The sequence below is a fragment of the Shewanella sp. MEBiC00475 genome (assembly GCF_005234075.1).
Classification (GTDB): Bacteria; Pseudomonadota; Gammaproteobacteria; order Enterobacterales; family Shewanellaceae; genus Shewanella; species Shewanella polaris.
On record NZ_CP039928.1, the window covers coordinates 2779944 to 2796216 of the forward strand.

Sequence of the window (16273 nt, forward strand, 5' to 3'; positions counted from 1 at the left end):
ACGTGTAGCTAAGAGATACTGACATCTAATCATTGAGAGCACTCTGGAGGCGCCATGCAACAAAACGACAAAAAGTTGTTTGTACTGGATACCAACGTGTTACTACATGAACCTTTAGCGATATATTCGTTTAAAGAGCATGACGTAATTATTCCCATGACTGTGTTAGAAGAACTCGACAGTATTAAGGATCGTAAACGGGATGTGAGTCGCGATGCACGAGTAGCCATACGAGGATTAGAAGATATTCTTGGTGGCCCCACAACACCAGAGCAAATCTTAAAAGGCGTTGCACTACCGATACACCAAGAACATTCTGAAGTCTCTGGCCATTTGTCGATTTTCCCAGATCACCAAATTGACTTTATTATCGGCTCCCTGCCTGGCGATAATAACGATAACCGCATCATCAACACCGCCCTACATTTACAAAAAATCCATTTTCCTCGTACCGTCGTGTTAGTCACTAAAGACATTAATATGCGCTTAAAAGCCAAAGGTGCAGGTATTGAGCGAGTAGAAGATTATCGTACCGATCAACTGATTGATGATGTGCGTTTTCTTGCCAAAGGCTTTTATCAATTCCCCGGTGATTTTTGGCAAAATGTTGACAAGGTATCAACTGACCGCAAAGGTTTGCATACCGTTCATCAAGTGCCACTGGAGCATCTTGGTAATGAAAAATTCTATCTTAACCAGTATTTGATTGATGATAGTTCTGACTTTTGTGGTCGTGTTATGAGTACAACGGATCAACATTTAGAGATGATCGATCGCGGACGTGATCGTTTATTACATCATGACGCATGGGGCGTTACCCCTAAGAATATTTATCAAGGTATGGCGCTCGATGCTTTGCTAGACCCTGATATTGAACTGATTATTCTGACCGGTCCTGCTGGGTGTGGTAAAACACTATTAGCCATGGCTGCAGCATTAGAGTTGGTAGTTGAACGTAAGTTGTATGACAAAATCATTGTTACTCGTAACACACCCGAAATTGCAGAATCGATAGGTTTTTTACCGGGTAGCGAAGAGGAAAAAATGACCCCTTGGCTCGCTGCGATTACTGATACGTTAGAAGTGTTGCATAAAAATGATGTTAACCCTACTGGCAGTGTTAATTACATTATGGAAAAAGCTAACATTCAGTTTAAGTCGATAAACTTTATGCGTGGCCGTTCTATTCAAAATTCCGTGGTCATTTTAGATGAATGCCAAAACTTAACCGCATCACAAATTAAAACCATGATCACTCGTATGGGTGAGGGCACTAAGTTGATTTGTAGCGGTAACTTAGCCCAAATTGATTCAACCTACCTAACGGCTGTAACTTCTGGATTAACCTATATAGTAGAGCGTTTTAAAGACTTTGAAGGCAGTGCCAACATTTATCTTAATGGGGTGGTGCGTTCTCGGTTAGCAGAATTTGCTGAGGAACATTTGTAGTATGTTCACTGCTTAAGCGAGTACGCACAAGGGCATATATATCCCGTTACATAAATAAGGTTACATTGCGTAACCTTATTTATTATTCATTGACTAGAATAAGTTTGTATCTTGGTTTTATGTATCTTGCTTTTACATATTAGGCAGGTTGGACAAGTGCCTTTGATTCTATTAATACATGTGCTTGAGCTTATCTTCCTGATATCATAATCATTACTGTTTTTACTGCCGATTTTTTTTGGTGTTAATTGTTCGACAGCGAGTTTGTTTTACGCTGTATCAAGGGTGTTAATGAAACCGACTGAGCCAGATTTACAACTAAAATCTCCTATTCAACGCAATTATAACCGTGCGGTGTTTTACACCTATATTGGGGTAATTGTGATGGCTCTGTTGTCGGCGGGCATAATGTTCGAACGCCAAAAAGAACAGCAAATTCAACAGCGTGAAGAGCAAGTGGCACGTCATGTGATGCAAATCGATTTATTGCTTGAGTCAAGTATTCGTGCGGTGAAAAGTTTGCGTGATGTGGCGGTTGACCATTTACGTTTAGGTGAATTTGTTCGTAAAGACAGATTGCCTGAGTATGAAAAATTTAATGAAGATGGTCAATATTTTACCCTTGAGCCCAACTACGCCAAAAGTGGCATTCCGTTTACCAACATGGGGCGGATTACTGGAGCTGGCTCATTAGATAACCGCAGCGAGAGTTTCTATCAAGAGCTAGAAATGTTGTTTGAGCTGTCATTGTCTTTTCCTGTCGCTAAAGAAGCAGCGCCCAAAGCCTCGTCGATTTATTATATTTCTAAGCGTCGAATGATGTCGTTTTATCCTTGGGAAGATAACGATCTGCGTTTTAGAGATGAACTGCTTAATAAAAAACAGTTTCAGTTAGCAACGCCTTCAATGAACCCGCAACGTAGCGTATTTTGGAGCGAAGCATATATTGATTCGGCTCATCAAGGCTTGATTACCACGCTTGGCTTACCTGTCTATTTAGAGGACGAGTTTATTGGTGCGATTAATTTAGACATGACCTTGTCGTCATTGGATAAACAAATTCGTACCTATTTTAAAATGCCGGGTACAGTGATTTTGCTTGATCAGCAAAATAATATCTTATCCCACAGCGATTTTGATTCCAGCGAAATGAATAAGGTGTATCACATTAGCCAGCGTATTCCGGCTGAGTTACATTCATTATCTGAATCTGAATTGTTCGATGCCCACGACGGCATGTTACGTAACGGTTATTATATTCATAGTGTTGCACTACATAACGCGCCCTGGCGGTTACTGTATCTACAAGATGAAGATGATTTATTTAAGGATTCGTGGGACAAGCTACAACTGAGCTTTGTATTAGTGGTTTTGGCCTTATCACTGCTAGTGACCATTGTGCATTGGCAGACTCGCCGTGCGTTCGTCAGCCCTGCTTCACGCTTGTTAACGCATCTAGAGGCGTGTTCACAAACACCTATTCGACCACCAGAAAAAATTACCCATGGTTGGGAGCCTTGGTTTGCGTTAGTTAGCCGTATTTTTGAAGAGAACCTCCAATATACACATCATCTTGCTGAGCAGAATAAACGCCTCGACAACTTAGTTGCCCGGCGTACTCAACGATTGCGTGAAACCACTGAGCGTCGCGAACGAGAATTTGCGCTATTACGTTCATTGATCGATTCGATCCCAGAAGCCATTGTGTTTAAAGATAAAGAAGGTAAATACTTGGGCTGCAATAAGTCAGCAGAAAGAATGCTGGGTTATAACGAAAATGAGATTATTGGCTTAACTTCATCAGAAGTCGTGAGTCCAGAAAAAGGTGAACGCATTGGTGAAGAAGACAAGAAAGTACTGACCCAACAGCATTCGTTACGCTATCAAGAACGGGTGAATGTTGAAGGTAAAGTGGTATTGCTTGATACCTTTAAACTGCCTTTTTATAATCGCCGTGGTGAACTATTAGGCTTAATTTCTGTATGGCGAGATATCACTCGAGAATTCGATGCCGCAGAACAATTACGTTTATCTGAGCAGCGTTACCACCTTGCTATGGATGCAGTAGAAGATGGTTTATGGGATTGGTATATCGATTCAGAGCAAATTATTTGTAATCCCGCTTTTTATTCCATGTTGGGTTATCAAGCCAATGAGTTTCCACCGTTAATAGAATCATTTGATGAATTGTGTCATCCAGATGATCGTGATCGGATGCAAGAATATCGTTCTCAATATGTTCACGATCCAGTAGGAACATATGAGATAGAATTTAGAATGCGCGGGAAAAATGGCGAGTATTATTGGGTACTATCTCGTGGCCGAGCGGTCGAATTTTCTGATGACGGTAGCAGTAAGCGGATGCTCGGTACTCATAAAGATATTACCCGCCAGAAAAGTAACGAAGTGGCCTTACTTGAAGCTAAGCAAGAAGCTGAATTAGCCAACATGTATAAAAGCGAATTTTTGGCCAATATGAGCCATGAAATTCGCACTCCAATGAACGCTATTATTGGTATGGTGCAATTGGCTCAGCGGACTAACTTAACCGCACAACAACAGGATTATCTTAGTAAAGCTGGGTTTTCAGCACAATCCTTGCTGCGAATTATCAATGATATTTTGGATTTTTCTAAAATTGAAGCTGGCAAGTTAGAGTTAGAGCGTGTTGCATTTCCACTCGACAAAGTGCTTGATCATGTTATTGATATTAATGCTATTAAAGCGCAAGAAAAAGGCGTTGAGCTACTGCTTTATGCCCCAGTAACAGCAGGGTTGATCTTAAATGGTGATCCACTGCGTTTAGGCCAAGTATTGGTTAATTTATTGTCTAACGCTGTCAAGTTTACCCAAATTGGTGAAGTTGAACTTGGCTGCGAAGATGTGGGTGAGCGCGATGACCGCATTACCCTGAAATTCTGGGTACGTGATACTGGTATTGGTATTAATAAAGATCATCAAGCCATGTTGTTTGATGCATTTTCCCAAGCCGATGGTTCAACTACGCGTAAATATGGCGGCACAGGTTTAGGCCTGTCAATTAGTAAGCATTTGGTGTCAATGATGGGCGGCACCATGCATGTTCAGTCACAGCCGGATGCTGGGAGTACCTTTAGTTTTACGATTAGTTTTGAAATTGCAGAAGAACAAGTGGTCGAGCCGTTAGTGGTGCCAGATCAATTAAATAATCTCACCACACTAGTGGTTGATGACAATCCAAGCGCATTACAAATTTATTCTACATTGATGAAAGACTTTAGCTTTGGTGTGAACACCGCTGACAGTGGTCCAAAAGCACTGGCGATGTTACGTAACAAACCAGTAGATCTATTGTTGTTAGATTGGATGATGCCAGAAATGAATGGCTGCGAAGTGATTAAAGCTATTGATGAGATGGTTAAAGATGGCAGTTTAGCCAAACGTCCTATCATTATCTTAATGACCGCTTATGCCGCAGGGCCGTTAGATAATGAACTAGAGCGAACATCCGTTCACGCTGTGTTACAAAAGCCATTTAAAGCGTCGGCATTATTTGATGAAATTATTAGTGCCTTTGCCAAAGCACCTAAACTAAATGTTATGCCAGTTGTTGTTGAAGCAGAACCCACAAAGGCATCTGGTTTGGTCCTACTGGTTGAAGATAATTTTATTAATCAACAAGTGGCAGCTGAATTACTGAAAAGTGCAGGATATGAAGTGGTGATAGCCGATAATGGCCAAATCGCATTAGATTTGATTGATACTAAACCGTTTGATGCGGTGTTAATGGACATTCAAATGCCGGTAATGGATGGCTTAACCGCCACCGCTGAACTACGCAAACGTTACAATACTGAACAGATGCCAATTATAGCCATGACTGCGCATGCCATGTCGGGTGATAAAGAAAAAAGCTTAGCCGCAGGCATGAATGCACACATTACTAAGCCAATTGTGCTTACTGAATTATTTGAAACGTTGTCTTATTGGATTACCTATAAAAATAATCATAAAGACAGTAATACTCCAGATAGCTGAATCCTGAATTTTTAGGCGATTTGGTTATAGTATTTATCGATAATAGGATATTAACAACAGGGAGATTAATTATGATCCGCCGTAGTATTTCATTGGCATTGTTGCTGGTAATTACGCCCGCAACATTACTTTCTAATGCAGCATTAGCCGCAAGCGATCCAGCCCAAAAAATAATTAACAATGCTGAAGCAGCCAAAGGCTTTATTAATCTGTTTTATGACACAAAATCCGCAAACTTATACCTGCAAGCCAATAAGCTTAACCAACCCTTTTTATTACTTACAAGTTTACCTCATGGTGTCGGTTCAAATGATATAGGCTTGGATCGTGGCCAGTTAGGCCAAACTCGAATGGTACAGTTTGAGCAACACGGTCCCTACTTAATGTTGAAGCAGCTTAATACTCAGTATCGAGCGACCAGCAATAATGTTGCAGAGCGTCAAGCGGTAACACAGGCCTTTGCCGAGTCGATTTTATGGCAGGGTAAATTGGTCGAAGGTAAAACGGCAATAGTCGCAATTAACGATTTAGTGATTAATGATTTACATGGGGTTTCTGCGGTATTAGCGGCAACTAAGCAAGGTCAGTACAGTTTAGATAGTCATCGTTCGGTTATTTTACCGCTTGGAATTAAATCCTTTGAACGTAATGCCGACATAGATGTTAATTTAACATTTAACGCTGACAAAGCGGGCAAGCAAGTTGCAGAGGTCACCCCTGACGGTACAGTTATGTCTGTTCGTGTGCGTTATTCGTTTGTACAACTTCCCGACGACGGCTATGAGCCTCGCAGTTATCATCCCATGAGCGGTTATCTTTCAGATCAGTATGCCGATTACTCTACCGCGGTTGATCAACCACTTACTCAGCGTCATTTATTGCGCCACCGATTAGAAAAAGTGACTCCAGGTGACGCCCCCAGTAAAGTGGTTAACCCTATTGTGTATTATCTTGACCCAGGGGTGCCAGAACCTATTCGAAGTGCATTATTAGCAGGGGCTCGCTGGTGGGAAAGTGCATTTACCGATGCGGGCTTTATTGATGGCTTTAAAGTTGAATTATTACCTGAGGGTGCAGACCCTCAAGATATGCGTTACAACATGATTCAATGGGTACATCGTGCCACGAGAGGCTGGTCATATGGCGCTGCAGTTACCGATCCTCGTACTGGTGAAATAATTAAAGGCAATGTCACGCTTGGTAGCTTAAGAGTTCGTCAAGATCATCTCATCGCTCGCGGACTGACTGCTGGTTGGCCAGACAGAAAAGCCGCAGATGATGCCGCGATGGCGTTATCACTTGCACGTATTCGCCAACTGGCGGCGCATGAGGTTGGCCATACGTTAGGGCTAGATCATAATTTTGCCGCCTCAACAAACGACAACGCTTCAGTGATGGATTATCCACATCCATATGCCAGTATTGAAGGTAATTATATTGATATCAGTCATCCATATCGTGAAGGCATTGGCGAGTGGGACAAATACACCATAGCGTATGGTTATGGTGATGCTAAGCAGGCTGATGCATTGTTAACATCGACCATAAGCAAGGGCTTTCGTTATATTGGTGAATCCGACTCACGTAGTGCAAGCGCCAGTAATGCGTACGCCAGTTTATGGGATCGCGGTAATGACGCTGTCGCAGAATTAGTGCGCTTAGAAACGGTGCGCCGTAAAGCCATTGACGATTTCAATTCAGATGCTTTATTGGCAGGTGAACCTAATGGTGAACTAGCCGATGTGTTTGTGCCTATTTACTTGCTTACACGTTTTCAAATAACCGCGGCAGCTAAATGGATTGGTGGCACGGATTATAGCTACCAACAAGTTGGCGCAGGCGTTCGTTGGAATTATGTTCGTCCTAAAATGCAACTTGCTGCTGTTGATGCCCTTCTGGCAAGTTTGCAAACTGAAAGCTTGTTAGTGCCCAATAACGTGTTACAAGCGTTAGTGCCTAAAGCAGGAAATTATCGTAAAACTCGCGAAAGCTTTGGCTCTAATTTAGGGGTAATTACTGATCCTGTCGCGATGGGTGAAGTGATGAGTCGTCATATTGTGTCACAGTTATTAGCTCCAGAGCGTTTAAACAGAGTCAGTCAGGAATATATGGAAGACAGTCAGCAGCTGTCGGTGGTTAAATTAATCGATAAACTTGCTGCTGCCACCTTATATCAAGATTTACCCAGTGGCCAAGGTCTAGCATTGCAAATGCGAGTCAACACTGTGGTTGTTGATAGCTTATTAGCGGCTTATCATAATCCTACAACGGCTCCTGAAGTAAAAGCACAGTTGGCTGCAAGAGTTGATTATATTATTAAGCAACTTAAACGCCGCAGTAATCGTGGTAGTGATTATCAATCAGCACATTATGATTGGTTGTTCCAAGGCATTACCAAAGGCATGGATGATGCAACTTATCGATTAATCACCAAACCGATTGAAATGCCACCCGGTTCACCAATATAAATGCAACTTATGTTCAGCTCATTAGATTGAAAATACGCGACCTTAATAGGTCGCGTATTACTTTGTATCGAACAGCGGGCATCGTTATCATTTGAGCATTGGAAGGACTGTATTTCTATCTTGGTTTATCTTGGTTCACTACTCATGATTTTAGGATTTTTTGGATAAAAATGATCTGCTTTGCGATCGATATGATTAAATTGGCGAGTGTTTTTGTAAGGCAATTTCATAAATCCTGAAATACCATAACCTTGAATTTTATTCGCGTGAGCAATAATGCGATCCAAACTCGCTCTAAATGAAGCCTGTTTACGTGGGTTTAATAAACGTAAGTAACTGTGAATTTTTAAGTGATTAGGTAGGGCTTCAAAAATAATACAACCAGTGTGATGGATTTGATTTAACGAAGCCAGTTCAGTCATTATTTCTGCTGGGAGTTCTAGGTTTTCTTCAGGATCTTTACCATCTTCAAAATATGAATGTAAGCGGGATTTATCTTCTAAATTCGGCACATCACCGACTTCAAATGGCAGTTGTAATTCTCCAGTTATTTCATATTGGTGTTCAGTACTTTTTCGTTCAAGATGTAAGGTGTCTTTGGCATTAAAGAAGCAAGCTTTAAATACCCCAATTCGTTTAATGCCCCGCGCCATAGTGACCATATTATTTACCGCTAATATTAATGGTGCTTTACTGTCTGGATCGTAAATCGCTAAGTTTGAGTCAATAAACACCCCTGACTCTCGCCAATGGATCACCAGTCCGCCGACGATAGGGTATTGTGCCAAACGACCTACTGCGGCAATAAAGCCTTTTTCCGTGTCAGCCATACCCACCATAAAATTACGGTAATATTTTTCTAGTTGCACATCATCCATTTTGGCGATGGGATCTTGAGTGTTGTGCTCTTTTAAAAATGATTTACGCGAGCTGTAACTCACGGTTTCGACGGTTTTAGATCGCGGTTGCGCCCACACTGGAATGTCGGGTTTCAATGGTGAGGTATGCAGAATAGGTAAATGCATCCTATGGCTGTGCCGAAAGCTTTTAAGAAAATAATCACCAGCAAGGTTACGTTTTTCAACATCATCACTGAGCATTGCGTCGAGTGTTCTTGCCAACTCAATGGGTAAGCCGATGCTGGTGGCTGGAATGACTTTTGTGCCGAAACGACTGATTTGTCCAGATGCAAGTGCATATAAGGTAGCTGCAGCACCTTGCTCGTCAAATCTTGGGCTTGATAACGCACCGCTCAGTTGTTCATCACCAATAAAATACACATCGCCCATACGCGCATTAGTGTGTTGTTGATCGCTTGATAATAAAGACATGACATTGTCATCAACTGCGCGGTTGTGTTCATCTCGTTGAGCAAATACTGCCGACCCCCAATCGATCAATGATAACTTGTCGGCATCAATATCATAAACTAAGTTGGAGGGCTTAATATCGCCATGTACTAAAGGTTTACCCTTGCGAAGATAATATAGAATATTCGCCAATTGCCTCGCTATACTCACTATCATTACTGGTGGTAAAGCGCCTAATCGTTGGCAAATTTTGTCGAGATCTTCACCTTGAGCTCGCTCCATCACTAAAATACCTTGCTTACCAACGCGCTCAAATTTAATTGCTTCTGGGATGTTAGGGTGCTTCACTTGACTAAGCATGTAGGCTTCTTCTTCAAGCCTATCCTGGACACTTTGGGGTAAATTAATTCTGGAAAATTTAAACACATGTGATTGGTTAAATTCATTGATACCCGCAAATACAAAACCATAGGCTCCTTTACCAATAAATTCTATTTGTTGATATCCCAGCTTACTTAACTGCTGCTTACACAAGCGGATCCAAGCTTTATGCTTACGTGCATCATTGGCACTTAGCAAGTAGATAGACTGCTCTTGATTGATATAAAAGTGTTGCAGCTGCGGTGTTTGCAAAGGTAAGTCTCCGTTTGTTAAGTTCATTAAACCTTGATTAACCTTACTGCGGCAAGTGCTTCTTATTTAAAATAAACCATTTTATTCATGCATCAACGTGATTTATTTAAATTTGATATCTGTTTCGCTAAAAATCACCCTAATATCTCTTTCTAATCAGCACATATTATAAGCAAATGATAGCTTCCTATCGAAAAAAATCTGATATGTAAACCTTGACCTATATCAAATCAAAATGAATCAACATTCGGTACTATGACAGTAAGAGTTATTTAATGGTTTAACCAGAGGTTATTATGCCCAATGTCAATAAAGCTGATTTAATTCCGCTATTTAGGTTCCCGCGGCAGCGAATTTTACAATCAATGGAAGTGACCCATTGCCCACATGCGGTGTTTTTTAACAGTAGTGATGAAGAATGCATTACTTGTCATCAAGGGGAAGAATGTTTATGGATTAATCGTAATGATGAAATGGTTGCTCTTGAGATGAAATCTGTTGATGAGTTAAAACAGCAATTATTAATTGCTGTAGATTATATCGATTCTAATTTAAGTCCGCATCATATGTCACGTCGACAGTGTCAATGTGAAAATTGTCGTTGGTTAAGGCTGGTACAAATGACCTTGGACGGTAAAGCCTAGTCGGCTAAACAGCAAATCTTTATCGGAGGTTGCATCCATTTTTTTTAGTCTTTAAAGTAGCTTGTATCTCAATAGCAATTAGACTGAAGAATAGCATTATGGAACCCAGCTTTTGGCATGAAAAATGGAAATTACAACAAATCGGTTTTCATTTAAACCAAGTGAACCCTTTTTTAGTAAAATATTGGCCGCAGTTAGGCTTAACTGAAAATAGCGAGGTGTTCGTTCCTCTATGTGGTAAATCGTTAGACATGTTTTATTTGGCCGAACAACGTCATACTGTGTTGGGCTGTGAATTAAGCGCTATTGCTGTTGAAGATTTTTTTACAGATAATGAACTTGCTTATCAAGTGACTCATATTGATGATCACGCGGTATTTTCTGCCGATCAAGTTGCCTTATATCAAGGTGATATCTTTACTTTACCTTCCAGTTTAACATCCTCTATTAGTGGTTTTTACGATCGTGCGGCGTTGATTGCGTGGCCTGAAGAAATGCGTCAACAGTATGTTCACGCGCTAGCTGCGCTGGTTCCTGCTAACGTGAGCGGATTATTAATTACCCTTGATTACCCACAAGAAACCCTAAAAGGCCCACCATTTGCTGTCAGCCCAACTTGGATTGAAACCTATCTAACGCCATATTTTAACGTCGAATTACTTGAATGTGTCGATGTGTTGGCTGATAACCCAAGGTTTGTGAATAAACAAGTTCCTTGGCTTAATGAAGCTGTTTATAAATTAACTCGAAAGTCATAAATTGAATCTAAAGCTTACTGAGGAAATAAGTAGATTTTTATAAAATATCATAAGGTTGAATGGATTTTTTAGACTTCTAATGAGATTCTCTAAGGGTTATTTTGGGGCGTAAATCGACTTCTCCGTCGGCATAAATAGCAGCAATATCATCTTGCTGGCAAATGACGGACACTGGCCCTTTAAGCATATGGCGAACAAACAATAATCGATACCCATAGCGATGCAAGTCATATAATGCGAGTTTTTGATCTGCTGTGGTTAAATCCCAATACTCATCATGATGAAGTACATCCTTGTTACGTCGATTATTTATTTGGTATGCAACTTGAGTCATAAGTCTTTTCACCTAAATCTTTTGAATTGTATATTTATTGTTAACTACATGACTATAACAATAATACTTTTGAATGATAGTTTTTTGAACATTTTTTGTAGTAAAAAAAATCGAATTTCGTTAACTAACTCACATTATCATCAATTTGGACACTCGGATGCTTAATTACATTGAACCAGTATTTCGCCCTCCTTCAGAGGGGAAGTCATTAATTTTACAGGTTAGCAATGGCTGCAGCTGGAATCAGTGTAGTTTTTGCGATATGTACACCCAACCGCAAAAGCAGTTTAGAGCACAGAAACTTGATAAAATAGAACATGATATTATTACTGGTGCAGCTTCTGGTTATCCGTTTCGTCGTGTTTTTTTAGCTGACGGTGATGCAATGACATTACCCTTTAATCGTTTGAAAGCTATTTGCGAATTGATTAATACTCATCTGCCTCATGTCACTCGGATCAGCAGTTATTGTTTGCCGCGCAATCTTAATAATAAAACCGTTGAGCAACTTTCTGAATTACAAAAAATGGGTTTATCCATTTTGTATATTGGCTGTGAAAGCGGTGATGATGAAGTGCTTGGACGAATTAAAAAAGGCGAAACGTTCGTCTCATCTTTAGCTGCGCTACAGAAGATTAGCCAAGCAGGCATAAAATCATCAGTGATGATTTTAATGGGATTAGGTGGTGTGCAGCTATCTCATCAACATGCTATAGCGTCGGCTGAATTAATGAATGCTGCTAAACCGGATTATCTATCAACACTGGTGGTAACGTTACCATTGGGAACTGAGCGAATGGACAATGTTTTTGATGGTAAGTTTGTATTGCCTGATCAAACCGGTTTACTGACAGAGATGCACACTTTATTGAGCCACCTTGAACTCGATAAAACGATCTTTCGTTCTGATCACGCATCAAATTACCTAGTGTTAAAAGGTGTGTTAGGTAAAGATAAACCAGCATTAGTCGCTCAAGTAGAACATGCATTACAAGGTATTATCCCACTAAGGCAAGAATGGCAACGCGGCTTATAGTTACCTTTAAAATATACATCTGACACGTTACTCTAATGGGTAAATTAACAGGCCTGGGTTAATGTTGAATAATGACAGACTGTGTTTTATTGCTCATCTTCAAAGATACTTTCAATCGGTAACTTAAATAAACGTGCGGCTTTAAAAGCCAATGGCAGGCTGGGATCGAATTTACCCGTTTCGATCGCATTAATCGTCTGCCTAGAGACATTTAGTAAATCAGCAAGCTGCGCTTGGGTTAGACCTTGTTCTGCTCTGAGTACTTTTAGACGATTCTTCATTGGTACTTCCTATGACCTAAAATAATGCCAACTAGGTAAGTCAGTCCCATGATGATGACCAAGTGTGAAATTTCAGCGCGACCTGTTATTAGGTTTGTGGTGTCTAAATTTGAATAACTCAAGCCTACAATTAATCCTACCCCTAAGCTTAATCCCATCGCGTTTAATTGAATTTTTTGCTGCAGTTCATCTAAACCAAGTAGTTGACGTCGGTTAGCTAAAATCATCCCTATACCAAGAATAAAATTAATACCAATTGCCACTATGGTGAGTGCATCTTGTTGCCAAATAAATAGGGGACCAAAGTTAGCGATAGCCATACTTATCAACCAAGCTAAGGTCCATTTTGCTAAACGAGCAGTATTGTGTTTGTTGGTATTTTTCCAGTTTTGATTGCGTGTTAGTGGCGACATTATCAATATTCCCTTAGTCGTGATTAGTCAGGCTTAGTTGTCATTATGTCAGCTAAGCTTGACTTTAAGTTATAACAATCCATTAACACTTGTCAGGTAAGCTTTACTTTTTCGAGATATTGTAAATTAACCTCAACTCGGTTTAGGAGGTGGGATATGTAAGGAAAAATGACAATATTCGGTCTATTGTATAACCGTTTATTATCCCGAACTGAGGATAAATTAATGACTGAGACAAAATGATTGTATTGGTGCATTGCTTTGCTGTTAATAAACTAACTTATTGAGCTAGTTTAGGTGAGTGAATGTAAATGATGGCAAGACTAAGCTGTAGAGTGAATTCATTCATTTAATGCTGAAATGAGCATCTTTGGTTGTTTAATAATGCCCCGTTATCGCTGATGTATTCGCCATAGTCAGTTGCACACGTGTAAGTGAACCATTATGTTCACTTACAGATAAAAGTTTGATGAGCAATCACACTTCTGTCGGTGCTATTTTTGTATAGTGCCAAGGGCTTTAATGAGTCTCAGTTTGTTTGTAGCAGTTGCTAATCATCTTTGAAAATCTTGTAGATTTACTTCGAAGGGTCTGTGAGTATCGCCGCAGGATATTTAGGAAAACCTTATAGTGTACCGATTCACTAAATTAAGTAGGACAGTGAACCCCATGAAAACTAAAATTATATTAGATACCGATCCCGGAATTGATGACGTATTTGCCATTTTGTTTGCCGAAGCGCATCCAGACATTGAGCTAAAAGCCATCACAACTGTTTATGGCAATGCAACCATCGAAAATGCGACCCGTAATGCCCTCTATATTAAGCAGAAATATCAATTAAAAGCCGATGTTGTTACTGGTGCGAGTAAGCCCATTATTCGACCTCCAGTTGGACCCACAGTGGTGGTTCATGGTGAAGGGGGTCTTGGTGATGTGATTGTACCTGCAAATGTTGAGGGCAAAGCAGACCTTCGTCCTGCATATCAATACATCATCGATGCTGTGAAGGCTGAGCCTGGGGAAATCACTTTGGTGGCTATTGGTCCGTTAACTAACCTTGCTCTAGCGCTTCAGGCCGATCCCAGCATTGTCGATTTGGTTAAAGACGTCGTTATTATGGGCGGCGCCTTTGGTGAGAATAATCACCACGGTAATGTGACTCCGTTTGCAGAAGCAAATATTCATGATGACCCTCATGCTGCAGACATTGTGCTCACTGCCTCTTGGCCTGTGGTGGTAATTGGTTTGGATGTGACCGAGCAAAGCTTTTTTACTCGCGAGTACCTTGACCAATTGCGTGATGATGCAGGCGAAGTAGGCCAATTTATCTGGAATATCAGTCGTTATTATTTGAGGTTTTATAGTGAGAAAGTGGGCTTAGAAGCTTGCCATGTGCATGACCCATCGGCTATTGCTTATGTGATTAATCCTGCATTGTTCACTCTTAGAGAAGGACCAATAAGGGTTGTTACCGATGGCGTAGCTGAAGGAATGACTATTCAGAAATGTGGTAGCCGTATTTATCCGCATGATGCATGGAAGGATAAAACACCACAAAAAGTTGGCGTTGCGGTGAACGATACTGAGTTATTGGCATTATATCGAAGCAGTATTATTGATTATGCTGCTAGTTTAAAATAGTCAAAATTAGGCAGAATAACGACAAATTTACTCATAACAGTATGTTTGATGATGGTTTTATGCTTAAGGTAGCTGCCGTTAAAGGACCGTGATAGATTTTACTGCCCCCATATAAGCTAACGTTATGAGGGCAGGACTATTAACACTAGAAATATTACACTCGTGAAGATTAGTGTTGTAAATGAATTTCCTTTACTGGACAAGGAATAGTTATGTTTGCTGCCGTTAGCGCTTTAATAATAGCTAGGTTGGTTTGATACTTTTCTTCAAAATAACTTGTTGTAGGCACCCAATAACGCACGCCTATTTCCATGCCGATAGAATTAAACCCATTGATTCCTACCAATGGTTTCTTGTCTTTATAAATTGCAGGAGCTGCAGCAAGTACGTCATTAACTAATTGGATAACATGATCAGCATCAGTTTGATAATCAATATTAAATTTGTTTTCAACCAGTTTATAAGCAAATGAGTTATGTAAAATCTCCCCGACAATGTGCTTATTGGGGATACTGATTTGTTCGCCTTCTTCATTGGTTAAAATGGTTTGCCCTAGTTTAATGACTTCCACTACGCCGCTGACATCCTTTACTTCAATGGTGTTTCCAACCACAAACGGACGAGTCACAATAATCGTTATACCAGCTGCATAGTTAGATAACATACCTTGTAATGCTAAGCCTGCACCGAGTGAAGCGGCGCCAATAGCGGCAACCATAGGTGTCACGCTAATACCAAGTTTACCTAAACAGATCACTACGACCATCACAATAATAATGATTTTAATTAAGTTGGAGGCAAAGTTACTGAGGGTGATATCAATGTTATGCTTTTTTAGTTGTGCGGCGACAATGTTGGCGGCTTTGTTAGCAACCCAAAGCCCCAATAAGAAAATAATAAGTGCACCAGCAATTTGAAAGCTGTACTCAACAACAAACTCAGTGATGACGCTATAGACATTTTGTAGTTGTTGGAGCTCTTGATCTAAACTGGGTTCGTTCATCTATATTCCTTGTTGAAGCATTTTTAGTTGTTATCAATTTGGATGATAACAACTTTTTACACATAGGGGAAAATCTTAGCCTGCAGTTAAGAGTCATTAAGCTGAAAATATTTTTTATCAACTTAACACGCATTTTTATTGTTGATGTCTATACTTTATTGCGGATAGGCGAATTATTGATACGGGTAATTAAGTGGATAATATGCAGAACGTCACAGAATTTTATTGAAGAATAAAAAAGTAAACTTTTTGCATAAAAACTCATTGCGTATTGTTTAAAAAT

At 40.2% G+C, this 16273-nt stretch carries 12 protein-coding genes; 7 read left to right on the forward strand and 5 right to left on the reverse strand.

The features are described 5' to 3' along the window. The first annotated feature begins 54 nt into the window (after positions 1-54). From FCN25_RS12310 to FCN25_RS12320, 3 genes are all read left to right on the forward strand, one after another. Positions 55-1449, forward strand: coding sequence for a PhoH family protein (locus tag FCN25_RS12310; RefSeq protein WP_137225175.1), 1395 nt, complete (start codon positions 55-57; stop codon positions 1447-1449). A gap of 291 nt (positions 1450-1740) precedes the next feature. After that, positions 1741-5466 (forward strand): response regulator, encoded by a 3726-nt coding sequence (locus FCN25_RS12315; protein WP_137225178.1) that lies wholly within the window; start codon positions 1741-1743, stop codon positions 5464-5466. 71 nt (positions 5467-5537) lie between these two features. Beyond that, complete coding sequence (locus FCN25_RS12320; protein WP_137225180.1) at positions 5538-7934, forward strand: zinc-dependent metalloprotease; 2397 nt, start codon at positions 5538-5540, stop codon at positions 7932-7934. Positions 7935-8059: 125 nt separating this feature from the next. Here the strand turns inward: FCN25_RS12320 and FCN25_RS12325 are convergent, their stop codons facing one another. Continuing rightward, entirely contained in the window at positions 8060-9877 is a 1818-nt protein-coding gene (locus FCN25_RS12325) for a protein kinase (protein WP_137227401.1), read from the reverse strand. A gap of 296 nt (positions 9878-10173) precedes the next feature. Here FCN25_RS12325 and FCN25_RS12330 point away from each other — a divergent pair, with 296 nt between their 5' ends. Together FCN25_RS12330 and FCN25_RS12335 are read left to right on the forward strand one after the other, a co-directional pair. Beyond that, on the forward strand, positions 10174-10521 hold the full coding sequence (locus FCN25_RS12330; RefSeq protein WP_137225182.1) for a hypothetical protein: 348 nt from the start codon (positions 10174-10176) through the stop codon (positions 10519-10521). 98 nt (positions 10522-10619) lie between these two features. Next, positions 10620-11279, forward strand: a complete 660-nt coding sequence (locus FCN25_RS12335) for a thiopurine S-methyltransferase (protein ID WP_137225184.1) — start codon at positions 10620-10622, stop codon at positions 11277-11279. Between the two features lie 76 nt (positions 11280-11355). Here FCN25_RS12335 and FCN25_RS12340 read toward each other — a convergent pair whose 3' ends face one another. Next, positions 11356-11613 (reverse strand): hypothetical protein, encoded by a 258-nt coding sequence (locus FCN25_RS12340; protein ID WP_137225186.1) that lies wholly within the window; start codon positions 11611-11613, stop codon positions 11356-11358. A 157-nt stretch (positions 11614-11770) separates the two neighbouring features. Between FCN25_RS12340 and FCN25_RS12345 the strand changes: the two genes are divergently transcribed. After that, positions 11771-12649: a radical SAM protein gene (locus tag FCN25_RS12345; RefSeq protein WP_137225188.1), complete on the forward strand. Its 879-nt coding sequence runs from the start codon at positions 11771-11773 to the stop codon at positions 12647-12649. An 86-nt stretch (positions 12650-12735) separates the two neighbouring features. Here the strand turns inward: FCN25_RS12345 and FCN25_RS12350 are convergent, their stop codons facing one another. Continuing rightward, positions 12736-12930: a helix-turn-helix transcriptional regulator gene (locus FCN25_RS12350; RefSeq protein WP_137225190.1), complete on the reverse strand. Its 195-nt coding sequence runs from the start codon at positions 12928-12930 to the stop codon at positions 12736-12738. Further along, the gene (locus FCN25_RS12355; protein WP_137225192.1) at positions 12927-13343 is read right to left on the reverse strand and encodes a hypothetical protein; all 417 of its coding nucleotides are present in this window, start codon (positions 13341-13343) and stop codon (positions 12927-12929) included. The genes FCN25_RS12350 and FCN25_RS12355 overlap by 4 nt, the downstream gene beginning before the upstream one ends. 669 nt (positions 13344-14012) lie before the next feature. Here FCN25_RS12355 and FCN25_RS12360 point away from each other — a divergent pair. Further along, a complete protein-coding gene (locus FCN25_RS12360) occupies positions 14013-14987 on the forward strand; it encodes a nucleoside hydrolase (RefSeq protein ID WP_137225194.1) in 975 nt (324 codons plus the stop codon). A 169-nt stretch (positions 14988-15156) separates the two neighbouring features. On the opposite strand, the gene FCN25_RS12365 is transcribed toward FCN25_RS12360, so the two are convergent. Beyond that, positions 15157-15990 (reverse strand): mechanosensitive ion channel family protein, encoded by an 834-nt coding sequence (locus FCN25_RS12365; protein WP_137225196.1) that lies wholly within the window; start codon positions 15988-15990, stop codon positions 15157-15159. Positions 15991-16273 lie beyond the last annotated feature (283 nt).